At 69.3% G+C, this 24,739-nt stretch carries 19 protein-coding genes and 1 pseudogene; 13 read left to right on the top strand and 7 right to left on the bottom strand.

Translation table 11 applies throughout. The features are described 5' to 3' along the window. Positions 1-213 precede the first annotated feature (213 nt). Both ACFPIH_RS36635 and ACFPIH_RS36630 read left to right on the top strand, forming a co-directional pair. Positions 214-2,622, top strand: coding sequence for a glycoside hydrolase family 3 N-terminal domain-containing protein (locus ACFPIH_RS36635; protein WP_381182497.1), 2,409 nt, complete (start codon positions 214-216; stop codon positions 2,620-2,622). A gap of 87 nt (positions 2,623-2,709) precedes the next feature. Then, positions 2,710-4,074 carry an NtaA/DmoA family FMN-dependent monooxygenase gene (locus tag ACFPIH_RS36630; protein WP_381182499.1) on the top strand — a complete coding sequence of 455 codons (1,365 nt, stop codon included), beginning with the start codon at positions 2,710-2,712 and terminating at the stop codon, positions 4,072-4,074. 87 nt (positions 4,075-4,161) lie between these two features. Here ACFPIH_RS36630 and ACFPIH_RS36625 read toward each other — a convergent pair whose 3' ends face one another. Both ACFPIH_RS36625 and ACFPIH_RS36620 read right to left on the bottom strand, forming a co-directional pair. Continuing rightward, positions 4,162-5,673, bottom strand: a complete 1,512-nt coding sequence (locus ACFPIH_RS36625; RefSeq protein WP_381182502.1) for a carboxylesterase/lipase family protein — start codon at positions 5,671-5,673, stop codon at positions 4,162-4,164. A 44-nt stretch (positions 5,674-5,717) separates the two neighbouring features. Further along, a complete protein-coding gene (locus ACFPIH_RS36620; RefSeq protein WP_381182503.1) occupies positions 5,718-7,355 on the bottom strand; it encodes a CocE/NonD family hydrolase in 1,638 nt (545 codons plus the stop codon). A 269-nt stretch (positions 7,356-7,624) separates the two neighbouring features. Between ACFPIH_RS36620 and ACFPIH_RS36615 the strand changes: the two genes are divergently transcribed. The 4 genes from ACFPIH_RS36615 to ACFPIH_RS36600 are packed head-to-tail and all read left to right on the top strand — an operon-like array spanning position 7,625 to position 11,529. After that, positions 7,625-8,446 (top strand): ABC transporter permease, encoded by an 822-nt coding sequence (locus ACFPIH_RS36615; protein WP_381182505.1) that lies wholly within the window; start codon positions 7,625-7,627, stop codon positions 8,444-8,446. Continuing rightward, positions 8,443-9,264, top strand: a complete 822-nt coding sequence (locus tag ACFPIH_RS36610; protein ID WP_381182507.1) for an ABC transporter ATP-binding protein — start codon at positions 8,443-8,445, stop codon at positions 9,262-9,264. The genes ACFPIH_RS36615 and ACFPIH_RS36610 overlap by 4 nt, the downstream gene beginning before the upstream one ends. A gap of 41 nt (positions 9,265-9,305) precedes the next feature. Further along, a complete protein-coding gene (locus tag ACFPIH_RS36605; RefSeq protein ID WP_381182509.1) occupies positions 9,306-10,361 on the top strand; it encodes an isopenicillin N synthase family dioxygenase in 1,056 nt (351 codons plus the stop codon). 58 nt (positions 10,362-10,419) lie between these two features. Further along, a complete protein-coding gene (locus tag ACFPIH_RS36600; RefSeq protein ID WP_381182511.1) occupies positions 10,420-11,529 on the top strand; it encodes an adenosine deaminase family protein in 1,110 nt (369 codons plus the stop codon). A 196-nt stretch (positions 11,530-11,725) separates the two neighbouring features. Here the strand turns inward: ACFPIH_RS36600 and ACFPIH_RS36595 are convergent, their stop codons facing one another. The 3 genes from ACFPIH_RS36595 to ACFPIH_RS36580 all read right to left on the bottom strand — a co-directional run bounded on the left by ACFPIH_RS36595 (position 11,726) and on the right by ACFPIH_RS36580 (position 15,751). After that, positions 11,726-14,068 carry a glycoside hydrolase family 3 N-terminal domain-containing protein gene (locus ACFPIH_RS36595; RefSeq protein ID WP_381182513.1) on the bottom strand — a complete coding sequence of 781 codons (2,343 nt, stop codon included), beginning with the start codon at positions 14,066-14,068 and terminating at the stop codon, positions 11,726-11,728. Then, complete coding sequence (locus tag ACFPIH_RS36590) at positions 14,035-14,922, bottom strand: AMP-binding protein (RefSeq protein ID WP_381182515.1); 888 nt, start codon at positions 14,920-14,922, stop codon at positions 14,035-14,037. The genes ACFPIH_RS36595 and ACFPIH_RS36590 overlap by 34 nt, the downstream gene beginning before the upstream one ends. A 214-nt stretch (positions 14,923-15,136) precedes the next feature. Further along, the gene (locus ACFPIH_RS36580) at positions 15,137-15,751 is read right to left on the bottom strand and encodes a TetR/AcrR family transcriptional regulator (protein ID WP_381182517.1); all 615 of its coding nucleotides are present in this window, start codon (positions 15,749-15,751) and stop codon (positions 15,137-15,139) included. A 155-nt stretch (positions 15,752-15,906) separates the two neighbouring features. On the opposite strand from ACFPIH_RS36580, the gene ACFPIH_RS36575 reads away from it, so the two are divergent. From ACFPIH_RS36575 to ACFPIH_RS36550, 6 genes are all read left to right on the top strand, one after another. Then, complete coding sequence (locus ACFPIH_RS36575) at positions 15,907-16,533, top strand: MFS transporter (RefSeq protein WP_381182519.1); 627 nt, start codon at positions 15,907-15,909, stop codon at positions 16,531-16,533. 43 nt (positions 16,534-16,576) lie between these two features. After that, positions 16,577-18,817: a glycoside hydrolase family 3 C-terminal domain-containing protein gene (locus tag ACFPIH_RS36570; RefSeq protein ID WP_381182521.1), complete on the top strand. Its 2,241-nt coding sequence runs from the start codon at positions 16,577-16,579 to the stop codon at positions 18,815-18,817. Positions 18,818-19,193: 376 nt separating this feature from the next. Continuing rightward, entirely contained in the window at positions 19,194-19,649 is a 456-nt protein-coding gene (locus tag ACFPIH_RS36565; protein ID WP_381182523.1) for an alpha/beta hydrolase, read from the top strand. Further along, positions 19,642-20,523, top strand: a complete 882-nt coding sequence (locus ACFPIH_RS36560; protein WP_381182525.1) for an alpha/beta hydrolase fold domain-containing protein — start codon at positions 19,642-19,644, stop codon at positions 20,521-20,523. The genes ACFPIH_RS36565 and ACFPIH_RS36560 overlap by 8 nt, the downstream gene beginning before the upstream one ends. A 130-nt stretch (positions 20,524-20,653) precedes the next feature. Further along, positions 20,654-21,856 carry a family 1 glycosylhydrolase gene (locus ACFPIH_RS36555; RefSeq protein ID WP_381182527.1) on the top strand — a complete coding sequence of 401 codons (1,203 nt, stop codon included), beginning with the start codon at positions 20,654-20,656 and terminating at the stop codon, positions 21,854-21,856. Further along, positions 21,853-22,827: an alpha/beta hydrolase gene (locus tag ACFPIH_RS36550; RefSeq protein ID WP_381182529.1), complete on the top strand. Its 975-nt coding sequence runs from the start codon at positions 21,853-21,855 to the stop codon at positions 22,825-22,827. Before ACFPIH_RS36555 ends, ACFPIH_RS36550 begins: the two co-directional genes overlap by 4 nt. A gap of 166 nt (positions 22,828-22,993) precedes the next feature. On the opposite strand, the gene ACFPIH_RS36545 is transcribed toward ACFPIH_RS36550, so the two are convergent. Beyond that, entirely contained in the window at positions 22,994-23,875 is an 882-nt protein-coding gene (locus ACFPIH_RS36545; protein WP_381182531.1) for an IS5 family transposase, read from the bottom strand. 118 nt (positions 23,876-23,993) lie between these two features. On the opposite strand from ACFPIH_RS36545, the gene ACFPIH_RS36540 reads away from it, so the two are divergent. Continuing rightward, positions 23,994-24,404 (top strand): DUF6228 family protein, encoded by a 411-nt coding sequence (locus tag ACFPIH_RS36540; RefSeq protein ID WP_381182546.1) that lies wholly within the window; start codon positions 23,994-23,996, stop codon positions 24,402-24,404. Positions 24,405-24,460: 56 nt separating this feature from the next. Here ACFPIH_RS36540 and ACFPIH_RS36535 read toward each other — a convergent pair. Beyond that, positions 24,461-24,625: pseudogene (locus ACFPIH_RS36535) on the bottom strand (NF041680 family putative transposase); the annotation flags it as partial. Positions 24,626-24,739: the final 114 nt, after the last annotated feature.

Genomic DNA, 24,739 nt, shown 5'->3' with positions numbered 1-24,739 from the left:
GGCCGTCGGCGGCGCGGGCCCGTCTCGTATGTCCGTCGGGCATGGGCGTCATTCGCATATCGGTACGATTGCACGTACAGACGTACTCTGTCACGCACCCGCTCCTCATCGCTTACAAGCTGGAAACGTTCGGCCCTCGCCATGGCGGCCAGTGCTGGTGTTTTATGTCGTGAACCCAGACTTGTGAACGAAAACACCGTTGAGGAGCTGTCCATGCCCCGGTCCGTCGAAGATCTGCTCAGCCGGCTGACGTTGGAGGAGAAGGTCGCCCAGCTCAGCGGCCCCGGCTTTCCGCAGCTGGCGCCCCTGTTCGCCTCACCCCCTGGCGATCCTGGCGTATCGCTGGTCAAGGGGTTCCAGGAGATCGCGCCCCATGGAGTCGGGCATCTCGCCATGCTGGGCAGCTTCTGTCCCGACCTGGACGCGCTGCCCTCCTTCTTCCAGTCGGTGCAGGACGCCGCGATGGCCTGCGGGCGCTTCCCCATCCCGGCGCTGATCCACCTGGAGGCGCTCAACGGGCTCGTTCATCCCGGCGCGCCGACCTACCCCACCGGAATCGGACAGGCCGCCACCTGGAACCCCGCCCTCACCGAACGCATGGCGACACTGACCCGGGAACGGATGCGCGCACTGGGCGCGCGCTTCGCCCTCTCCCCGGTGCTGGACATCAGCCGCGACCCGCGATGGGGCCGCGTCCACGAGACCTACGGCGAGGACCCGGACCTGTCGGCCTCCTTCGGTGTCGCCTTCGTCCGCGGCCTCCAGGGCGAGGACCTGCGCCAGGGTGTGGCCGCCTGTGGCAAGCACTTCATCGGTTACGCGGCCTCGCAGGGGGGCCTGAACTGCGGCGGAGTGAACCTCGGACCGCGCACCCTCCGGGAGCAGTACGCCCGGCCCTTCGAGGCGGCCATCCGCGAGGCGGGCCTGGCCACCGTCATGAACTCGTACGCGGAGATCGACGGCCTCCCTGTCGCCGCCGACTCGGAGAAGCTCGGCACGCTGCTGCGCGACGAGCTCGGATTCACCGGAGTCGTCGTCAGTGACTACGCCTCGCTGGACCACCTGACAGCGCTGTTCCACCTGGCCCCCCATCTGAAGGAGGCGGGCCGGATCGCCCTCGGCGCGGGCATCGACGTGGAGTTCCCCGAGTTCCGGGCGTTCGCGGACCTGGCGGAACTGGTGCGTGAGGGCACCTTGGACGAGTCGGTCGTCGACCGCTCGGCCCGGCGCGTCCTCGAACTCAAGGAACACCTCGGGCTGCTCGATCACCTGCTGACTCCGGCCACTCCGGTGACGGCCGTGCCGTCCGGCACCGCTCCGAAGGCCGAGGCGGAGCTGGACCTGAGCCGAGCCATCGCGGCACAGGCCGTCGTGCTGCTGCAGAACGACGGAGTCCTGCCCCTGCGCCCAACGCCCGGGCGGCTGGCCGTGATCGGTGAACTCGCAGACCAGGTCCGCGTGCACTACGGGGCCTACAGCGGAGTAGCCGCGCACGAGTCGAGCATTTCCGGGTTCGAGGTGTCCTTCGAGGGCGGCGGTCTGGACAACGTGCACGGGATGCGACTCATCCCCACACCCGGCTTCCCGCACCGCTTCGAGGAGTTGGCGCGAGGGGTGGAGCCGCACGCGGTCAGCGTGAGCGACGCCCTGGAAGAGCTGCTGGAGGATCCGGCCCTGCTGGTCCGCGTCCCCCTCGGTGGCCCGGAGGCCACCACCCCCGACGACCTCGCCCGCGCCGCCGAAGCCGCCGCCGGGGCGGACGTCGCTCTCGTGGTCGCCGGAGAGCGCACCGGCTGGGTCGGCGACGTGACGGCCGGCGAGCAGGTCGACCGGCAGGATCTGCGCCTGCCCGGCGACCAGGAAGCCCTGGTCGAGGCGGTCGCCGCGACGGGCACCCCGACCGTGGTCGTCGTGATCAGCGGACGCCCGCTCCTGCTGGACCGGGTGGCCGACCACGCGAACGCCGTCCTGTGGGCCCCGCTGCTCGGCCCCGCCGCCGGCCCCGCCCTGGCGGACGCCCTCCTCGGCCGCACCGCACCGGCCGGACGCCTGCCCGTCTCCTTCCCCGCCTCGATCGGCCAGCTCCCCGTCTTCCACGGGAGTCGCGCGGGCAGCGGATACGAAACCGCCGCCGGCGCCGAGGTCACCTACGTCGACGGTCCGGCCCGCCCGCTGTTCCCCTTCGGGCACGGACTGACCTACACATACTTCACCTACGGCGATGCCCGGCCCGCCGCCCGCGAGGTCACGGCCGGCGGTGACATCGAGGTGAGCGTGGACATCACCAACAGCGGTGACCGGGGCGCCGACGAGGTGGTTCAGCTCTACGCCCGCGATGTGGTCGCCTCCACCGTTCGCCCGGTCCGCCAACTCCTGGCGTTCACCCGCGTACACATCCCCGCCGGAGCCACCAAACGCATCCGCCTGACCGCCCCGGTCAACGCGCTCGCGCTCATCAACCCGCAGGGGCTGCTCGTCGTGGAACCCGGAGACGTCGACCTCATGATCGCCGCGAGCTCCTCCGACATCCGCGCGCGCACCACGCTCACCATCACCGGAGACGTGACCGGCGTCCCCCGGGACGGCCGATTCCTCGGCAGCGCGGACGAATCTTCCCCGTGAACAGCCGCAGTCGAGCGGCAGTTGGAGGTATTGGACATGAGTACTGAGCGAAAGCCACTCACTTTCGGAGTCATCCAGGGTCTGAGCATGGCGGGTCTCGTGACCGGCATCTGGGCGCACCCGGACAACACGTCGGGGGAGTTCCTGACCCTGGACTACTGGACGAAAATGGGCCGCAAACTGGAGGAGGGAGGCATCGACTTCCTGTTCCTGGCCGACCAGTTCGCCTATCCGCTGAAGAACGGCACGATGGCGGCGCGCGCGGTGGAGGATGCCGTCGCCTTCCCCATGGGCGACCCGCTGGTCGCCCTGTCCGCCATCGCGAGCGCGACCTCCCGGCTCGGACTGGTGGCGACGATGTCCACCATGACGGAGCCGCCCGCCCATATCGCCCGCAGGCTCTCGACGCTCGACTCTCTGAGTGGAGGGCGCATCGGATGGAACATCGTGACGGGCGTCAACCAGGAGTCCACGACCCGCCTGTTCGGCACCGCCCTACGTCCGCACGGCGAACGCTATGCGATCGCGGACGACTTCCTGGAAGTAACCCTCAAGCTGTGGGAGGGCTCCTGGGAGGACGACGCCGTCATCTACGACAAGGCCAACCGGATCTACGCCGACCCCGCCAAGGTGCACGAGATCAAGCACGAGGGCCCCTACTTCAGGTGCGAGGGCGCGCTCCCCGTGCCGCCGTCCCCACAGCGCACACCGCTTCTCTTCCAGGCGGGCACGTCGAGCGCAGGCCGCCGGTTCGCGGCCAAGTACGCCGAGGCCGTGTTCATCCCCGGAAGCCACCCGGAGAAGGCCGTCGCCGACATCGCGGCCATTCGCACCCTGGCGCAGGAGGAGTTCGGGCGCGACGCCGATGCGATCAAGTTCGTCTGCGGAGCGCTGTTCATCACTGGAGACACCGCGGAGGAAGCCGTACGACGGCGTGCGGAGATGGCGGGCTACTCGACTCTGGAGTCGGCCAAGTTGGAGTGGTCCTACCACACGGGCATGGAACTGTCCGACGCAGACATGGACAAGCCCATCCCCGGCAGCCGGCAGACGACGGAGGACAGTTCCAAGTCGCTGGTCGAGAAGTACGCGAGCGGCAAGGGCGCCGAGCGGCAGCCGCAGACGATCGGTGAGATGCTGGAACACCTGAGGGTCCACGGGACGACCGGGCTGGGGTTCGTCGGCACTCCCGAGCAGATCGCCGACGAGGTCGAGGAGTTCGTGGACCGCACGGGTGTCGACGGGTTCCTCATCGAGCCCTTCACCACACCCGGCACCTACGACGACTTCGTCGACCGGATCATGCCCGTCCTGCGGGAACGAGGCCTCGCGAAGACGGCGTACGACGGCTCCACCCTCCGCGAGCACCTGTTCGGCGCGGGCAACGTGACCCTTCCGGAGAACCATGTGGGCGCGTCGTTCCGGCCCGGGGTGAGTGAACAGGTGAAGTGAACCAGTGAAGCGACGGGTGATGTGACGACAACGGTGGCCGGCCGGCCTTGAGTCGGCCGGGCACCGTTCTCGTCACCAACTCCCCATTTACCCAGCCGATTCGGGGACGGTCGCAGGATGCGCGGCGAGCCGCCAGGACGCGGCGGTGGCGGCAGGCGGTTCGGCGACGGGGCCGGGGGCGCCGAACACCCGGACGTCGGCGGTGCCGGGTGTGTGCGGGGCCCAGCCCGGGTCGCCGGTGTGGGCGAAGGCGCTCCAGGCGGTCATCATCTGTCGGCCGAGTGCTGCGGAGTCGGGCCACTGTCGGTACAGCGGAGCCAGCGGGTTGTCGTCGCTGTCGTGGTTGCCGAACACAAGGGCCACCTCCATGCCGTGTGACGGTCCGACGACCGGCAGGTCCGCGGCGAAGAGGTAGCGGTGCGCGGTGCCGCCTGCGCGGGTGTGGGCCTCGGCCATGCGGGCGGCCGGGACGCGGTAGAGGCGGTCGCCGAGGAAGCGCAGCCGCTGCCGCGTCGGTGTGGCGTCGGGCTCGGCGGCACGGTAGGCGTTCAGCAGGCCTCGGGCCGCGGCTTCGCCCACCGCGCCCGCGATCTCGTCGTACAGCGCCCCGGCGTTGGGCGGCGTGGTGCCGGGCTGCATGAACGCCTCGGCCGCCAGCATCTCGTCGCGGTTCGCGCCGATGAGCAGCGGTACGGCGGCCGTGTCGCCGGCTTCGGCGGCCTGCATCGGCGTGCGCGGTAGAACGGCGCCGTCCAGGACCGGGCCCCAGGAACGTCCGCCGGGCAGGGCTCGCGCCCCCATGTCGGCGGGGACGATCTTCGCCTGGGCGGCCAGGATGTCCTCGACCGGTATGTCGAGGAGCTGCTCGGGGCGGTGGACGCCGACGGTGTCGAGCAGGTCGGCGGCCAGTCGGCGTGCCGTGGCCGGAGCGTAGATTCGGGCGACCGGCGGGCTCATCAGTATCGCCCGCCGGAACAGGCCCCGGGCGGCGGGCATGGCCAGCAGGCAGCCGACGGAGCTCGCCCCCGCCGAGCCCCCGAAGACGGAGATGTTGTCCGGGTCGCCGCCGAACCGCCCGATGTTCCGGCGCACCCAGCGCAGCGCGGCGACCTGGTCCTGAAGCCCCAGATTGACCGAGCCGGACCAGCTCTCCCCGCCGATGCCGGTCAGATCCAGGAAGCCCAGGGCGCCGACCCGGTAGTTGAAGCCAACCACGACGACGTCGCCGCCCCGCATCAGCCATTGCCCGTCGGTGCCCGGCGGCACCGCGCTTCCGGACTCGAAGGCGCCGCCGTAGATCCACACCATCACCGGCCTGCGGCCGTGCACGTCCGGCGTCCAGACGTTCACCTCCAGGCAGTCCTCGTCGTAGACGGCGTCAGGGGGCGACCACGGGTCGGGGTTCTGTGCGGGCGACGCGCGGAAGGCCGTGGCGTCCCGCACGCCCTGCCACGGCCGCGGCGGTCGCGGCGGACGCAGCCGCAGTCGCCCGACCGGCGCCTCGGCGAACGGGATTCCCGCGAACACCGATCCGCCGTCGTCCAGCGCCCGCCCGGCCAGTTCTCCTTGCTCGGCGGCTACGGAAACGCTGTCCGACACGACTCCCTCCTCATCCAGGCTGTACAGCTCCACCGCCAGCAGTGTCACACCGACGGCGGAATCACCGGGAGCTCGATCCAGCTGTCGCCCGCACCGAGCAGGACATCGCTGACGAACGAGCCGTCCTCCTGGCTCAGGCCCCAGCGCGGGAAGTTGCTGTGCGCCACGTGCACGCGCAGTCGGTGTCCGGCCGCGAGCTCGATACTGGTCGACCACAGATCGACTGTCACGGTCCGCTCGCCCGACGAGTCTGCCTGGCCGTCGGCGGACTCCACCCGGTTCACCCCGTCGACCAGGTTGATCGACTTGCCGTCGGGCCGGACGTCGCACACGCGGACCACCCAGTCCGAGACCGCCGCCCCAGGCCGTACCCGGAGGCGGGCCCGGACCCGGCCGGTGATCTCCAGCGGTTCGTCCAGCGGATCGGTGGTGAACACGAGCACGTCGTCCCGACACTCGACGTCGCGCTGGTCCCACGCCCCCCAGGGAAACTTCTCGTGCATCGCGATGCAGCCGCCCACCGTCTGCACCGGCTCGGACGCCTCGAACGTGAGCGCCGCGACGACCGCCGGCGATTCGCTGTCCAGGTCTTCGTCGACCGGGGATTCTCCGTGGGGGCTGCGGAGGACGGCGCGCTCAGCGGCCCCCAGCTCCAGCCGGGTGGTCACCGCTCGGGCAAGCGGCCAGCTCTCCTCGTCCCGCCACTCGTTGCGCCCCATGACGAACAGCCTGACCGGTGCCCGGTCGAGGGGCCGGTCATCGAGGACCGCGTCGAAGAAGTCGAGGTGCTCCGCCGTCAGGGACGAGGTGAGGCCCATGGACTGTCCGCCGGCGGCGAGCCCGAAGTTCACCTCTCCGGTCTGCGAGCTGAAATCGGTGCCGTGTGTCCAGGGTCCGACGATGAGATGGCCGGCGACGCCCAGTTCACGCTGGCGCGTGAAGTTGTCGAGGGTCCCCTGCAGGAAGACGTCGTACCAGCCGCCCACGTGCAGGGCCGGAATGCGGATGTCGTCGAGGACGGAGACGACATCCAGCTCCGCCAACCTCCTGGTGTCGGCGTCGGCTCGGCGAAGGCCGATATCGGGTACGTCCAGCTCCTCCAGCCACGGAATGCGGCCCGCCGGATAGCTCAGGTACTCGCCCCGGGCCAGTCCGTCGATCCGGCGCACCGCCTCCATCGCCTCGGCGGCCTTGCCGCGGCGCATCAGCTCGCTCATGCCGGTCGACAGCGACCAGAGCACGTTCAGTCCGTGCTCCGGCACGCCGCCGCGGCGCAGAGGGCCGTCCAGCGGATTCGACCAGGTCATGCCGGGCGCGATGGCACGCAGTGCGGGGGCACCCGAGGCGGCTGCCCGCCACTGGGTGTTGCCGAAATAACTGCCGCCGTACATGGCGACACGGCCGTCACAGAAGTCCTGCCCGGCCACCCAGCCGACGGCGTCGAAGCCGTCCTCGGTCTCGTGCTTCCATGGCACCCATTCGCCCTCGGAGGTGCCACGGCCCCGTACGTCCTGGATGACCACGACATAGCCGCGGCTCACGGCGACCCGCAGATCGAGGTACACGGACGTGTAGGGCGACGACTTGTCGTACGGCAGCCTGACCAGCAGTGCTGGGTGTCGCGCGTCGTCATCGGGACGGTGGACGTCGGCTCGCAGCACGACTCCGTCTCGCGTGGTCATGGGGACATCGGTATGGAGCAGCATCCGCATGTGGGTACCTTTGCTCGTACATTCGTACTCTGTGGCGTACTCGTCGCGTGTTGCAATCCTTACCGGAGCGAAACGCGAGGCTCTCGCCAAGGTAGCCGGTGGTGGTGTTTTATGTCATCACTCGCGGCTGGAGAACGAAAACGCGAGGACTGGTCCCCCTTGAGTAAGGACATCCTGCGATGACAGAGATCCAGGCAAGCGGACGCAACGGTCCAGTTGTTCAGCAGTCGCCAACGACCTTGAGCACCACGTCTGTCCGTAAGGCCAAGCGCGCTCGTCGGGAGTGGGGAGAGTCGCCGCTCTTCCGCACGGTCACGCCGACCCTCGCCGTGCTGTTGGCGGTGGTGGCATGGCAGGTCGCCACGAAGCTCGGGAACGTCGCTCCCACGGTCCTGCCCTCCCCGACGCGCGTCGCCGAGGCCGCCTGGACGGACCGTGAAGCGCTCTGGCAGAACACGATCCCGACCCTTCAGGTGACGGTGGTGGGGCTGGTGGTCTCGGTCGTCATATCGGCGATCCTGGCGACGCTGCTGAGCTTCGTGCCCCTGCTGCGCAACGCGACGCTTCCGCTGCTGATCGTCGCCCAGTCCATCCCGATCATCGTGCTGGCGCCGCTGTTCGTCATCTGGTTCGGGTTCGGACTGGGGCCGAAGATCGGGCTCATCGCGATCACCACGACGCTACCGATGACGATTTCCCTCCTTCAGGGATTCCTGTCGGCGGACCCCGACGCGGCGACCCTGATGAAGTCGCTGGGAGCCAATCGCGTCAAGGTGTTCCTGCGCCTTCAGGTGCCCTCCTCGCTGCCCTTCTTCTTCACCGGTCTGCGGGTCGTCGCCAGCTTCGCCGTCCTGGCGGCCATCTTCGCCGAGACGGTCGGCGCGGTGAACGGGCTCGGCATCTACATGGCGACGCAGAAGAACATGCTCCGGACGGATCTGGTGCTGGCCGCGGCGGTCGTCAGCATCGTCGTGAGCCTCCTGCTGTTCTCGCTCACCTACCTGCTCGAAACTCTCGCGATGCCGTGGGAACGCCGTCGCAAGGCGATGAGGTCCGAATGACGAACACCATGACAACCGGCACGACCACCAGCCGGCCGACCGGCCCCCTGCTCTCGCTCCGGAACGTGACCAAGACCTTCCCCGGCCCGCGCAGGACCCGCAACCCCGTGATCCACGACGTCACCCTGGACCTCGCGCCCGGTGAGTTCGTGTCGGTCATCGGCCCCAGTGGCTGCGGCAAGTCCACGCTGTTCCAGATACTCGCCGGGCTCCTGCGCCCGGACGAGGGGTCCGTCACCTACCACGGCGACGCGACCCGAGGCCCGTACTCGGCGTACATGCCGCAGAAGGACCTGCTCCTGCCCTGGCTCACCGCCCAGGACAACGCCGCACTCGGTCTGACGCTCGGCGGGATGTCGAAGGCCGACGCCCGCAAGAAGGTGTCCGACCTGCTGGGGACGTTCCGGCTCGACGGATACGCCGACGCCTACCCCTTCGAGCTGTCCGGCGGTATGCGGCAACGCGTCGCGCTGCTGCGGACCATGGTCCTGGAACGGCCGATCCTGCTGCTCGACGAGCCGTTCGGCGCACTCGACTACCTGACCCGCACGGAACTCCAACTCTGGCTCTCCCAGATCTGCGCCGAGCTCGGCCAGTCGACCATCCTCATCACCCATGACGTCCCCGAAGCGCTCATGCTGTCCGATCGCGTGTACGTCCTCTCCAACCGGCCGGCCGAGGTGCGCATGGTGCTCGAACAGCCCGAGCCGCGTCCGCGCACCCTGGACTTCATGGAGACCGAGGCCTTCACCCACAACGAACGCACGCTGCTCGCCGAACTCACCCAGAGCGCGGCGCGGCCCGCAGGCGTCAGCTGATCACCGACCCGAAAGTCCACTGGACAGTCCAAGGGGGCACCATGTCATCCGCGTCGTCCGAGTTCCGCGTTCCGGCCATCGACATCGGCCCGTACGTACGTGAGGGGTCCGCCGCCGACAGGGCGGAGGTCGCGCGCCGACTCGACCATGCCTGCCGCACCGTGGGTTTCATCCAGGTCGTCGGCCACGGCATCGCGGACGAGGTCCTCGACGGACTCGGTGACGCGATCGACGCGTTCTTCGCGCTTCCCCTGGAGTCGAAGAAGCAGTGGGTCCGCCCGGCGGGCGAGAACCGCGGCTACAGCCCGCCCAGGAGCGAGTCCCTGAGCTACAGCGTCGGCCTTGACCCCGTGGCCCGCATGAACGACTTCTTCGAGGCGTTCAACGTCGGGACCTCCGCCGCCGAGTACCCGGGCGCCGAGGTGTCCGAAGCGGACTACCCGCCCTCGGTGTGGCCCACCGCACCGTCGTCGTTCAAGGGGCAGGTCGAGGCCTACTACGCCGAGGCCCGGCGCGTCGCCCGCACTCTCACCGAGGTCGTGGCCGACGCCCTCGGGGTCGAGAAGTCCTACGTCGAGGGCCTCACCGACCACTCGATCGACGTGCTCCGCATGAACAACTACGCCCTGCCGCCCGGGGAGATCGAGCTGGGCGCCGAGCTCACCGGCATGAGCGAGCACACCGATTTCGGTCTGCTGACCGTCCTGTGGGCCGATCAGGTCGAAGGCCTTCAGGTACTCGGCAGCGACAACACATGGCACGACGTCCGGCCCGCCGACGGCGCGCTCCTGGTCAACCTCGGCGACGTGGCGGCCCGGCTGACGAACGACACGTGGATGTCCACGCTGCACCGGGTCAAGCCGCCCGTGGTCAACGGAACCATCAAGCGCCGCAGGTCGGCCGCGTTCTTCCACGACGGGAACGCGGACGCCGTCGTCGCGCCCCTGCCGTCCTTCGTCGCCGAGGGGGAGGAGCCGTTCTACGAGCCGATCACGGTCAAGGACCACATCCTGGCGAAACTGAGGGGCTCCCGGGCCGGCCGCAAGAATCCGCACGCCCCGCGCGAGGCCGCCAGGGTGACCGCCGCCGCCGGCTGACCGGAACGGTGCCACTCTGCGCTGTCGGCGAGCGCGCTTCGACCCAGGAGGTATGACCATGCCCTCATCAGGCGACCCGAACACCACCGACGAGTTCCCGCCGATGGCCCGGGAGGAGGAGCGGGTCGTGCTGGCCCGTCGGCTCCCCAAGGCGGAACTGCACATGCACCACGTGGGCTCGCTCGCCCCGTCCGAACTGGCCCGACTGCACAGGCAGACCACCGGGGTCGGCCTGTCCCGGGTCGAGGCGGACGCCGCCTACGACCTGCGCAGCCTCGGCAAGTTCTTCGACGACCTGGACAAGGCGGTACGGCTCTGGGGCGACGAGGCGCTGGTCACCGAGGGCGTCCTGCGCATGATCGCCGGCGCCTACGACCGCGGCGTCCGCCACCTGGAGCTGCTGTGCACCCCGGATCTCCACCGGGACGAGATCGGGATGGAGCCCGATGTCCTGTTGCGGGCGGTCGGCGAGGCGTTCCGGGTCGCCGGCGACGAACTCGGACTCACCGGCGGCATCATCATCGAGCTGCACCGCTTCGGCGGCCCGCGGGCCGCGCTCGACCTGGTCGAACAGACCGCCGCACTGCGCGAGAAGGGCGTGCCGATCCTCGGCTACGGCAACGACGGCGACCACCACACCGTCCCGTTCGAGGCCCTGGCGCCGGCGTACGAGCGGGCCCGGGCCGAGGGCTACCGGCTCACCGGCCACGCCGACGTGATCGAGGACGTTGCGGCCGCGCTCGACCTCGGCCTCGACCGTATCGACCACGGCTGGATGGGCGTCGACGACCCGGACGTACTCCGCCGCCTCCGGGCCACCCGTACGCCGATGACGTTCACGCCCACCGCGTACGCGCTCGGCGGACTGGTCTCCCGGACCGGGTACGTCGACGCCTGGCGCATCCTCGACGACAGCGGCGTACCGCTGCTGCTCGGCACCGATGACCCGGAGCTGTTCCACACCGACCTCGCGCAGGACTACGCGCTCATGGCCAACGCAGTGCAGTGGTCGAACGAACAGCTGGGCGCCGCCGCGAAGCGTTCGCTGGAGCATGCCTGGTTCCTCGACGGCGACGGCGCGGAGGTACGTGCGCACTGGTTCGCCGAGATCGACGCGCTGGTCGCCGATCCCCGTAGCCCGCACCGGGGTCGCCCGACGGGATGCTGACGACGACCGGGCCGGACCGGTGGTGGAGCACCACTCGCCTCCAGTGGCTCGTCCAGCCGCTGTCTTCGGCGAACCAGCGCGGGTGGGTGAAGTGGTGGAGGGTGACAACGGCGGTGAGTCATCGGTTGGCCTGGGCAGTTGTACCGCGGATACCGGCCACCCCTCACAAAGGAAGCGGTGGCCGGTCGGCGGCGTATCAGGCCGTCGGTGTGTTCGATCGGCCGTCCGTCGAACCGACCGCGATCGTCGCGGCGCAGTTGAGTGTGTCGCTGCCGAGTCCGGCAAGCACGGTGACATCGCCCGGCTCGATGCCGCGGCGACCGTCGGCCAGGGTGTAGTGGAGCCGCTCGACAGGGGCTTCGAGCACGATGTCCCTGGTCTCTCCGGCGGTGAGACTGATTCGAGTGAACGCCATCAGCTGCCGCACCGGCCGGACGACCGACGCGAACTCGTCGCGCGCGTACAGCTGCACGACCGTCTCACCGTCCACGGCACCGGTGTTGGACACCGTGAGCCGGGCACGCACCATGTCGTCGGCCAGTTCGACCGCCGGAGCGCCGTCCCGCTCGTCGAGTCCGACCGCGAAGGTGGTGTACGAGAGACCGTGGCCGAAGGCGTAAAGGGGGCCCTGTGTGTCGAGGTCCCCATATCCGTGGCGGGTTCCCGCCGGATGGCCGTAACCGCTCCCGTGATGGTGGCCGTGGTAGAGCGGAATCTGGCCCAGATGGCGGGGAAAGGTGCTGGGCAGCTTGCCACTGGGGTTGATCAGGCCGAACAGCGTGTGCGCGACCGTGGCGCCCGCCTCCTCGCCGAGCAGGGGCGCGAGCAGGACGGAGTTGGACGTCCGGGCCGCCTTCTCCAGCAGCAGAGGCCGTCCCGAGACGACCACGGTCACCATCGGCTTGCCCGTGGCGGCGACTAGTTCGAGGAGGTCCTCCTGGTCTCCGGGCAGAGTTGGCGAGGCCGTCGTCTGGCCCTCGCCGGCGGTGTTGTTGCCGACCCATCCGGTGCGTTCGCCGACCACCGCGACGACCAGGTCGGCGTCGGCCACGGCCGTTTCGACGACCGAGGCGTCGAGAGGGTGCTCGGCATCGGCCTCGAACCGGCCCAGCGGTGCGAACCCGATCTTCGTGTCCAGCTCCCGCAGGGCCTCGAGCACGGTGGAGGCCTCGGGGTGCAGCTTCCTGGCCACATCCTCGAAGGCGGCATCCATGCCGGGCATACGAGTCTGGAAGATGTCGGTGAACACGAAGGTCGCCGAGTCGACCCCGGGAACCCGGCCCTCCATGACCGCCATCATGCCCAGCGGCATCTCGGCGGCCGACACCGAAGTGTAGGCGCCGAAATGGATCCGCAGCTCGTCCGCGGCGGGCCCGACCACGACGACACGGCGCTCGCCGGGCGACAGGGGCAGCGTGCCGTCGTTCTGGAGCAGCACCGTGCCGCGTGCCGCGACAGCGCGGCGGACGTCGGCGGCCTCCGCACGGTCCGGGCGCGCCGCAGGCGTGAGCCGCGGACCCACTCCGGGGATCAGGCCGGTCCGGGCCTTCACCGTGAGGACACGGGCCACGGCCACGTCGACGACCCGCTCGTCGAGCCGCCCGGCGCCGACCTCGTCCATCAGGGACGCGAAGTTCGTGTCACCCGGCAGTTCCACGTCCAGCCCGGCAGACAGCGCCTGCACCGCAGCCTCGCCCTCCGTACGCGCGGTGCGGTGGGCGGTGCGCAGCAGGTTGATCGAGTCGTAGTCGCTGACCACCAGGCCGTCGAACCCGAGAGTGTCGCGCAGGAACTCGGTGAGCAGCCAGCGGCTCGCTGTCGCGGGGATACCGTCGATCTCGTTGTACGCGTTCATCACCAACGTCAGGCCCGCCTCGGCGATCGCCCGGCGGAACGGCTCGGCGTACTCGTCGATCAGCGCCCGGCGCCCGAGGGGGGTGACCGCCTGGTTCAGCGCGCCCTCCGAGGCGCCGTAGCCCAGGAAGTGCTTGCCCGTCGCGAGGACCCCGCTCTCCTGATCCGTGCCCTGGACGCCGCGCACGAACGCGACGGACATCTGCGCGGCCAACTCCGGATCCTCGCCGTACGTTTCGTGCACGCGGCCCCAGCGCGGGTCACGGTTGATGTCCATGACCGGCGAGAACAGCAGCTGGACGCCGGTGTCGCGCATGTGCGCGGCGGTCACGGCCGAGGCTCGCCGGATCAGTTCGGGCTGCCAGGTCGCCGCCTGTGCCCAGGACGTGGGGAACTGCGAACCGCAGGCGTGCAGAAAGCCGTTGATGCCCTCGTTGTGGACCAGCGCTCCGATCCCGAACGGGGACACCTCGCGTACGGCGGCCTGGACCGTTGCCAGTTGCTCACGCAGGCTGTCGGCGTCGTCGCCGAGGAACCACGCCAGGGAGAGATGCCCGACGCCGTGCGGACGCAGCTCCCGCAGGCGATTCGTGTCGAGCACAGGGGCGCCTTCCGCGCCGTCCCGTGGCAGCGCAAAGAGCTCGGGGGCGATCAGACCGCCGAGCTGAGCGACCTTCTGTTCCAACGTGAAGCGGGAAACCATACGCCGTATGTCGTCGGGACCTGCTGCACCAGTGGCCATGTCACGTGTCCTTCGTTCCAGCGGGAGGGGAAGGCGGGAGGGGAAGTGCTTCCCGGCGAGCGAGGGCATGTGGCACGGCTACTCGGCGGTGACGACGACGTCCACCGCGTCGCATCCCGGCGCGCTCGCGGTGAGGCGGATCTTGCCGGTCGCGGCAGGCCGCAGGACTGCCAGGGCGCGACCTTCGTAGGTGTGCCGCTCGGTCGCGTCGAACCGTTCCTCGCCTGGATGCTGCGTGTGCGCCGAGTCCCTGTGGCGATCGCCTGCTCGACGGTCCTGCGACGTGTCTCGTCGCTCTCGTCGGCGACAGCGTGCTCGACCGCCTGCTTGAGCCTGTTCCAGATCCTCGGCACCGCCACCCAGATCGTCGGACGGCAGTCCAGCAGCGCCTGGGCTATCCGCTTGATGTCGTGGACCACGGTCACCTGCACGCCGAAGAGTGCCCGTGCGTACAGGCCGGTGAAGCGGTCGGCGATGTGTGCCGGCGGCAGGTATGAGGTGATCCGGTCGCCGAACCGGAAGTCCAGCACCTGCGCCACTCCCGAAGCCTGGGCGAGCAGGTTGGCGTGAGTGATCTCGACGCCCTTCGGCGTGCCGGTCGTCCCCGACGTGTAGATCAGGGTCAGTACGTCGTCCGGCAGTACGGTCCGCCAGCTCGTATCGAAGTCGAACCGGTCGTCGGCCAGGCCCTGTTGGCGTACGTGCTCCAGGGTGAGCGCGTTTCCGTTCGCACCGGCTGCGGCGTCGTCCACCACGACGACGTGCTCGACGAACTCAACGGCAGCTCCGGACGACATCCAGATACCGCGCCTCGCACACCAAACCAGATCATGCGCCCGGAACTCGTCCTGGCCTCCCTCGTCACCGTCCTGCCCGTGCTCCTGGTGTTCCTCTTCTCCCAGCGAGCCCTGGTGTCCGGCATGCCGGCCGGGGCCACCAAGGAGTGACACCGTGCGCCCCACTGCCCCGGACGTGGCCGAAGCCGGCGCCGTACTCGAGAGCGATCCAGGATCAGTCGTCAGGGCTGTGCCCCGCCTTGTTGGCGAGCTTCAAGAGGGTGCCGAGAGCGCTCAGGCTGCGAGCCATGTCGGTGCTCTTGTCGTACTGCCACAGCAGCTGAAGACCGTCCACCGCGGCGATCATCAACTCGGCGAGATCGCCGGGATCCATCCCGGCGGGGAGTTCCCCGAGCTCCTGCAGATGGCTCAGGGAGTCTCGACCGAGGTCTCGACTTCGCGCGTAGCGCTCTCGGAAGTACTCGTGAGCAGGGTGTTCGGGGGCTGTGGCATCTGCCGAGAGGTTCGAGTGCAGGGTCACCAGCCCCGGTACCGCCGCGTTGCGATCGACCACACCTGCGAGGCGCTCGATCATCTCGTCTGCCGTCTCCGGAAACCTGTCCGTCTCGTAGGCATCCGCATCGATCTCGTCACGCCGGCCGAGTACCTCGGTGAACAGCTGCTCCTTGGTGCCGAAGTGGTGAACGAGCCCGGTGATGCTGAGGTTCGACGCGTCGGCGAGCTCGCGCAGGGTTGCCCCACTGAATCCGCGTTCGGCGATCACTTCGAGGGCGGTGGCGAGGATCTCCTCGCGCTTCGCCAGCCCCTTGGGGTACGAGCGACGGGTCATGCGCCGAGATTACTGGACGCTCACCAGTCCTTGCGAGAAGAAACCGTAACACTTACTGTTTTGCCTCCGGCGGCGAGATCGTCGTCGTTCGATCAGCCGACTGTCGGGCATCGGGCGGAACTTCTTCGTTCAGTGACGAGCGATCGGGGTAACTCATGGCAACGCCCTCCTTCACCGCCGCGCCCGGCACCTCCCCGAAGTACGCCCGTGGTCGCGCTCTGCGTCGCTATGCGCTGCGGTACGGACTTGCGCTTGCTGCTTTCTCGAGCATCCGGGGAGGAACTGGTGCGCTGCTGCCCCCCGACCAGGTCCAGAACCTGGAGGTTGCGAAGTTCTTCACGGGTCGCGATGCCGGCGTAGCCGATTTTGGCGCAAGTCGGGCACGCTCCTTGGTGTTGGTCGCGTCCATCGGCTTGGCCGTGACGTCGGTCGCCCAACCGCTGATCGGCATGTTCGCCGACCGGACCCGAACACGGCTTGGTCGTCGTGCCCGGTGGATTCTCCTGGGCTCGCTCGTCGGCGCCGGATTCCTCGTCGTGGTCCGCTTCGCACCGAGCGTGGCCGCCCTTTCGGCGCTCGGCCTGGACAGCTATTTCGTCTTCGCTGCACTGGTTGTGCTGTGCGTCGTGCTCTTCGTATGGCCGGATCTCGACGCCGCCGGGCGTGACCTGGGTGTGGCGGGTCCGGTCACCAACCTGGGGCAGGCGCTCGGCCCATGGGTGGCCTCGCTCGCACTGGTCGCTCTTGCCGGGATCGCCATATTGCCAGTCCGTAGACGTTGAACACCCCCACTCTCTCAATCCGCTGATCGGCCTTAGGGGACACATGCCCGACATCCCGTCCGCCCTCGACGAACTGACCCTCGAACAGAAGGCCGGTCTCGGCAGCGGGGCGGACTTCTGGACCACAACAGCGGTCGACCACGTCCCGTCCATCCTGATGACGGACGGACCTCACGGTCTGCGGAAGCAGGAGGGTGCCACCGATCACCTGGCGCTCTCGGGAAGCCTTCCGGCGACCTGCTTCCCGCCGGCGGTGGCCCTCAGCCAGACCTGGGACCCCGCCCTGGTGTTCCGCGTGGGCGAGGCTCTCGGCCGCGAATGCCAGGCCGCGGGGATCCAGCTTCTGCTGGGGCCAGGCGTCAACATCAAGCGCGACCCGCGGGCAGGGCGGAACTTCGAGTACTTCTCGGAGGATCCACTCGTCTCCGGGATCCTCGGCTCCGCATGGGTGTCCGGTCTGCAGAGCATGGGTGTGGGCGCGTCGCTCAAGCACTTCGCCGCGAACAACCAGGAAACCGACCGGATGCGGGTGAGCGCCGACATCGATCCGCGCCCGCTCCGTGAGATCTACCTCCGCGCGTTCCAGCAGGTGGTCGAGGAGGCGCGGCCCTGGACGGTGATGTGCTCGTACAACCGCGTCAACGGTGTGCACGCGTCCCAGAATCGCTGGTTGCTCACGGAGGTTCTGCGCGAGCAGTGGGGGTTCGACGGATGCGTGGTCTCCGACTGGGGCGCCGTGGCCGACCGGGTGGCGGCGGTCGAGGCCGGCCTCGACCTGCAGATGCCCGGCAACGACGGTTTCGACGATGCCAAGGTGATGGCCGCGGTGCGCGACGGGAGCCTTGACCCCGCCGTCGTCACGGAGGCGGCAGCCCGCGTCGCCCGCGTTGCCCGCAAGGCCGATCAGGCGCGACGGCCGGACACCTCGTGGGACACGGAGGACCATCACGACCTCGCCCGCGAGGTCGCCTCACGAGCGATCGTGCTGCTCCGAGACGACCAGGGGATTCTTCCCCTCGATCCCACCCGGCACCTCGCCGTCATCGGCGAGTTCGCCGCCCGGCCGCGTTACCAGGGAGGGGGCAGCTCGCACGTGAACGCGATCCGTGTCGACGTGGCCCTCGACGAGATCCGCGCCCGTGCCGGCGACGCCGAGGTGTCCTACTCCGCGGGCTTCTCCTCGGACACACAGGCCGATCCGGTGGCGCTGCGGGCGGACGCGGTGCGGGCGGCGGCGGACGCGGACGTGGCTGTGGTCTTCCTCGGCCTGCTCGACAGCCAGGAGAACGAAGGCGCCGACCGCACCGACATCGAGCTGCCGGCCGATCAGCTGGACCTGCTCGAAGCGGTGGTCGCGGTCCAGCCCTGCACAGTCGTGGTGCTCTCGCACGGCGGCGTGGTGCGGCTCGCCCCCGTCGTCGCCGGCCCGTCGGCCATCCTCGACGGCGCGCTGCTCGGCCAGGCCGGCGGCAGCGCGCTCGCGGACGTCCTGTTCGGCATCGTCAATCCTTCCGGACGTATCACGGAGACCGTCCCCGAGCGACTTGAGGACGCGCCCTCGTTCACCAACTTCCCCGGTGAGCGGATGCACGTGCGCTACGGCGAGGGAATCCTCGTCGGCTACCGCTGGTACGACGCACGCTCGATCGACGTCACGTTCCCGTTCGGGCACGGCCTGTCCTACACGACCTTCGCGCACGAGTCGCTCACGCTCGCGGTGGACGGCGACAGCGTCGACGTACGCGTCACCGTGCGCAACACCGGTGAGCGGGCAGGCCGTGAGATCGTCCAGCTCTACGCGTCACGCGACCGCTCCACGGTCGTACGCGCGCCTCAGTGGCTGGTGGGCTTCGGTGCCGTCGACCTCGCACCGGGCCAGTCCGGCGAGGTCGTGGTGACCGTGCCCAGGCGTGAGTTCGAGTACTGGGACGAGGAACTCGGGCGCTGGCTCGTCGAGGGCGGCGAGTACCGCATCGCGGCGGGCGCGTCGAGCCGGGACATCCGTCTCTCCGCCACGGCCGAACTCCCGGGTGAGATCGCGCGCTACCGGCTGGGAGCGCAGTCGTCGATCGGCGAGGTCCTACGGGACCCCGTCGCCGGTCCCGCCTTCCGTGAGGTCTTCGCGGCGATGTTCGACCAGTTCTCGGGCGCCGAGGGCACGGACTACGGGCCGATGCTGGATTCGCTGCCGTTCGGGCGTTTCCTCAGTACGACGGGCTCCGCGCTCCCCGCGGGCATGGCGGACGACGTGCTCGCGCGCGCGAACGCAGCCAACGGCTTCTGAGGGAGCCGGAGATGAATCCTGAGATGACGAGAATGGCCGACGACAGCGAGCGCCCCTACTTCACCCTTGCCGGGCGACGGGTGCCGGTTCCACGGTCGATCAGCCCCGAGGCACAGCGCAAGCTGTCTGAGACGCCCGACATGCCGCGCACCTCCTTCCCGGACGTGCGGGACGAAGCCGGCTGGCGTGCCAGTGCGGCGGCTCAGATCGACCATGAGCTGTCGGTGCTGCCTCCTGGCTCCGCGCAGGGCATGGCCTCCGACTGGGGAGCGGACCTGACGGTCGGGCACATCGGTCATGTCCCCGTCCATGAGGCCACGCCTCACGGGTGGGACCGGAGCGACGAGCGGGTCGTGCTCATGCTGCACGGCGGCGGATGGATCCAGGGCGGCGGCGAGATGGCCGCGGTGATGACCGTCCTCGAAGCGACGACGCTCGGACGGATCCGGAGTCGATCGCGATCACCGGCACCTCCGCGGGTGCGAACCTCGCGGCCGCGACCGTGCTCCGTGCCCGCGACGAGGGGCTGCCACCGCCGGGCGCGGTGGCGCTCTGGTCACCGTCGGTCGATCTCACACGGGACGGCGACACCTGGTACACCCTCGACGGTCTGGACCCGATCATCGGCCTGCACATGAGGCTGCTGTCGGACACGGTGCGCTTCCACCGCGCGTTGCGCCGCGCCGGTGTGGACGCCCGCCTTCATGTGTACGAAGCCATGACGCACTCCGCCTTCTTCGGGGGCACCCCCGAAGAGGCTGAGGTGGGTGCCGAGGTCCGGGCGTTCCTCCACGAACACCTGCGGCGAGGCAAGGAGGCCGACGATGCCTGAGACGACGGCGACCCCTGCCCGCCCCAGCGCCGTACGCACGGTCGACAGGACGATCGACGGCCCGGGCGGAGCGATTCCGATCCGCGAGTACCGTCCGCAGGACGTACGGGACGGCGCAGTGCCACTGATGTGGATCCACGGCGGCGGATGGATGTCCGGTGGCCTCGACCAGAAGGAGTCGCACGCGGTCGCGAAGGCGATCGCGAGGACCGGTCGCCCCGTACGCACGGTCGACTACCGCCTGGCACCGACACTCGGCTGGCGTGACCTCACGGCCCGCTCGCCCCTCGTGCTCGCACCGTCCGAGAACCGCTACCCGGCCGCCCCGGACGACGTGGTCTCCGCCATCGCCGACCAGGCTGGATCGGGGGACGGCCGCCTGTTCATCGGTGGGGCGAGCGCCGGGGCCAACCTCGCCGTGACGGCCGCTGTCGCACTCCGGCAGGAAGCCGGTGTGCGGCCGTCGGGGCTGGTGCTCGCGTACGGCGGATTCCACTCCACGCTGCCCCCGCTCCCCGAGTCGGTGCGCTCGCGGCTGACCGGACTCGCCGGGCGGGTCGCCTTCACACCGGCGTCCTACGACCGGATGACGCTCAACTACGTCGGCGACGAGGGCCTGTTGCCGGGAGCCTTCCCCACCGGAGCCGACCTCGCGGGACTTCCGTCGGCGCTCGTGATGGACGCCGACCGGGACAGCCTTCGCGCTTCCGGCGATCGGTTCGCGTCCGACCTGCGGGCAGCCGGCTCCACGGTCGACTACGTGATCATCGCGAAAACCTTGCACGGGTTCCTCGGCCACCCCCTCGGCCGCGGTTTCCGCCGGGGCATCCGCGCGATGAGCCAATGGCTCGACGCCCATGACCGACCGGCGTGACCGGCCGACCGACATGACCGGCCGAGCGACATGACCGGCCGAGCGACATGACCGGCCGACCGGCGTGACCGGTCGGCCGGAAGCCCATCCCGTCCCATGAATCGACCGGATCGACCCGAAAGAGATCACCATGAACCGCATTCCGCCCGACTTCCTCTGGGGTGCGTCCACCGCACCGCATCAGATCGAGGGCAACAACATCAACAGCGACTGGTGGGCACGCGAGCAGGTCACTCCTGGCATGGCATTCAGCGGGGACGCGATCGACAGCTACCACCGGTACGGCGAGGACATGCGACTGCTGGCCGACGCCGGCCTGAACGCCTACCGTTTCGGGATCGAGTGGGCACGTGTCGAACCGATCCCCGGCCACTTCTCGAAGGCGGAACTCGCGCATTACCGTCGCGTGATCGACACGGCCCTCGGGCTGGGGCTCACACCGGTGGTGACACTGCAGCACTTCTCCACCCCGCGGTGGTTCGCCGACGCGGGCTCGTGGATGACCGAGCGCGCGATCGACCGCTTCGCGAGTTACGTGACCACGGCGACGTCCATCCTCGAAGGGATCGAGTGGGTCTGCACCATCAACGAGCCGAACATGCTGGCGATGATGGGCACGATGATGAAGGCCGCCGAGTCGGGCGACGGCGACTGGCAGAGCCCGACCGTCGAAGGCGACGTACAGATGGTGCTGCCCGCCCCCGACCCGGAGGTCGGACGCCGACTCGCGCGCGCCCACGACGCGGCGCGCGAGATTCTCAAGGAGCGGACCGACGCCAAGGTCGGCTGGACGGTCGCCAACCAGGCGCTCACCGCGAAGCCGGAGCACGAGGCGAGGCTCATCGAGGAGCGCTACGTCCGGGAGGACCTCTACCTGGAGGCCGCGCGGCAGGACGACTTCATCGGAGTCCAGGCCTATTCCACGCAGGAGGTCGACGAGAACGGCCCCGTGCCGCACGCGCCGCACCCCGACAACACCCTCGTCGGAACCGCGTACCGCCCGGACTCCTTGGGGATGGCGGTGCGCCATGCGTGGAAGGTCACGGACGGCGTGCCGGTTCTCGTGACCGAGAACGGCATCGCCACCGGCGACGACAACCGCCGTATCGCGTACACGACGGAGGCTCTGCAGCATCTCTCCGCAGCCATGGACGACGGCGTCGATGTTCGTGGCTACCTGCACTGGAGTGCGCTCGACAACTACGAGTGGGGCCACTGGGAGCCGACGTTCGGGCTGATCGCGGTCGACAGGGAGACCTTCGAGCGGCAGCCGAAGCCGAGCCTGGCCTGGCTCGGCAACCTCGCACGATCCGGAAAGGGACCGACGACATGACAGAGCGGGCAGAACGTGACACCGAGTACGGGCTGAGCACCGAGGCGCAGGCATGGCTGGAGATGCTGAAGGCGAATCCGCAGCCGCCCGCCCCCGAACCGGACGACATCGAGGCATGGCGTGCCGTCGTCGCGATCACCTCGGCACCGGAGCTCGCCGACGCCATCGGGCTCGCGACCACGGGCGCCGTCGCCACGGGCGTTCCGGTCGAGGTCCACGCCGTCGATCTGCCGAACGCGGTCGTCCACGTCGGGACCCCGGAGGGGCTCGCCCCCGATGACCGGCGCGTCCTGCTCAGCGTGCACGGCGGGGCGTTCACGGTGGGAGGAGGTGCGGCGACGAGAGCGGCGACGGGATTCGTCGCGGGCGCCTACGGAGTCACCGTGTGGAGCGTCGACTACCGTATGCCGCCCGACCACCCCTTCCCCGCGGGGCTGGAGGACTGCGTCGACGCCTACCGCGCTCTCCTGGAGAGCCACGACCCGGCCTCCATCGCGGTCAGCGGAGTGTCCGCCGGCGGAAACCTCATCGCCGCCCTGCTCCTCAGGCTCCAGGAGGAGGGGCTGCCGATGCCCTGCGCGGCCGTACTGAACTCGCCCGCCGTCGACCTCAGCCTCTCCGGCGACTCCGTTGCCAACGACGCCTTCGGCGAGGGAGGCGGGCTCAAGAACAACGTGAAGCTGTACGCAGGCGACCACGACGTCACGGATCCGTATCTCTCGCCGCTCTTCGGGCGGATCGGCGACGACTGGCCACCCACGATCCTGTTCAGCGGCACCCGCGACTACCTGCTCTCGGACACCGCTCGTATGCACCGGAAACTGCTCGAGGCCGGTGTCCGGGCCGAGTTGCACGTCTTCGAGGCGGCGCCGCACGGGATGTTCGGAGGCAATGCCCCGGAAGACCGTCTCCTCGTCGCCCAAGCGGGGCGGTTCCTCGAGGCGGCCTGGAAGAACGCGGCTGCGACGTGAGGGACGAATGATGCCGTGATCTCGCCTGCTCAAACCGGGCCAGTACCTGGTTGTTCGTCGAGAGTCCAAGGCCGCAGCCTCGAACAACGGCCGGTGTGCTGGAACTGGAGCTGCTCGGCGTGGCCTTGGAGTTCGACACACGCCGCGCACCTGTACGTGCCGCGCACTACCTGGGGTTGGTGAAGGCCATCCGCGCGGTGGGCGCAGCGGACGAGCTGGACTGGCTGGAATGGAAGTCGACGCTGGAATTCCGGCCGAAGAACAAGGCGGACAAGAGCGCCTGTGCCCATCTGGCACGCGCCATCTTTCCTGGTCGTCGGGGTTGACCCGGAGGGCTGCCACGGAGTTGAAGAGATCGACGGCGTTGAGCTGGAGCGGCGATCACCCCGTAGGTCGGGGAGGGCATCGACGGCCCGGCGATCCTGCCGTGCGGCGTCTGTGTCCTTGCCTGTGAGAGCTCGGCTACACGGACGGCGCGGGCTGCGACGAACTCGTCCGGTCGCACCGTGCGGCGTCGGGGCCCGCGTCGCGAGCGTACAGCGGGGACAGCCATGACCAGAGGCTTGAGGGCAAGGCTGTCGTGGGTGTTCGCAGCAGAGACCGCAGTGACCAGCGGCAGGCCCTGGGCGTCAGTCAAGATGTGGAGCTTGGCGCCGGGTTTGCCCCGGTCGAGCGGATTCGGCCCTACGAGCTGGCCCCCCCTTTTCGCCCGGACCGAGGCAGAGTCAACCAGGGCAGCGGACCAGTCGATCGCCCCTGCGGCGCCCAGCCGGTCGAGGACTTCGATGTGGAGGCGCCGCCACAAGCCGGCTCTTGTCCAGGCGGCAAACCGGCGGTGCGCAGTGGCCGGGCTCACGCCGAAGCAGGGCGGCAAGCGACGCCAAGCACACGACGTGGTCAGCGCATACACGATCGCGCAGAACACTTTACGGTCCGCCACCGGAGCCGTTCCGCCGCCCTGCCGACGCGGCTTGAACGGTGGTATCAGCGGCGCCGCAATCTCCCACAGCCCGTCAGGAACGAGATCGCGCTCAAGATCCACAGTCATGGTTGGCGATCATGCCTCAAAGTGGCTACGCCGATGTCGGCCCGTCCGAGAGCGGCGGCTGCCCAGCCCGGTCTTCTAACCTGATCGCGTGATCGACTACGACGATTCCGGCCGCCCTATGGTCCAGGTGGGAAACCCCGGGCCCGCACGACTACTGCTCTCGGAACCGACCCGGCGGTACGAAGACGAACCAACGCTCGACTTCCTCGTCAGGGCCCGCGGGCCCTGGGGGAGTGTCGAGACCTCGGTGGAGACCTGGGACGGCGACGGCCTCGACACCTTCCTCGCCTCACTTGCCGAAGACTTCCGGGGCTGGGAAGGAGTGCGCACCTGGCACTCCCTCTGCTACGACCTGACCCTCTCAGCGGAACACCGCCCTGGCGGCCACGTCCAACTGACCTGGGGAATCCGCGACCGGGCACCCTCTGAGGAATGGCAGTTCGAGACCACCACGGTGCACGCGGCAGGGGAGGACATGCGCGACCTCACCGCCGAAATCCACGCGTTCATTGCGAGCGTCACGGAGTAGCTCAACAAGCCCCCATGCCGAGCCCCACCACATGAGATGACGCCTTAGCTTGTCTTTTAACCTCGGAGGCTGTCGCGCTCGATGATGCTCTCGGGGCGCCTGGTCGTTTTCCCGACGTCGTAATGGGTCGTGGGGCGGCGGTTCTTCGAACCAAGTGGCCTTCCTGGTCCGGGTGTTGAGGGTTTCGGTGCACGGGCTGGACAGTGCAGAGGCTGTCGCACGGCTTCTGCCCGGTGAAGGTCAAGGGTTCTTCTTGGGCGGGTGATTGATGAGCTTGTTGATGTTGTGCACCGTGCCGAGGAGCTTGATCTCGGCGTCCACCGCCTGGCGGCCTC

The organism is Streptomyces vulcanius (assembly GCF_042653945.1).
GTDB classification, from domain to species: Bacteria; Actinomycetota; Actinomycetes; order Streptomycetales; family Streptomycetaceae; genus Streptomyces; species Streptomyces mangrovi.
This window is presented reverse-complemented; position numbering and strand designations above follow the sequence as displayed.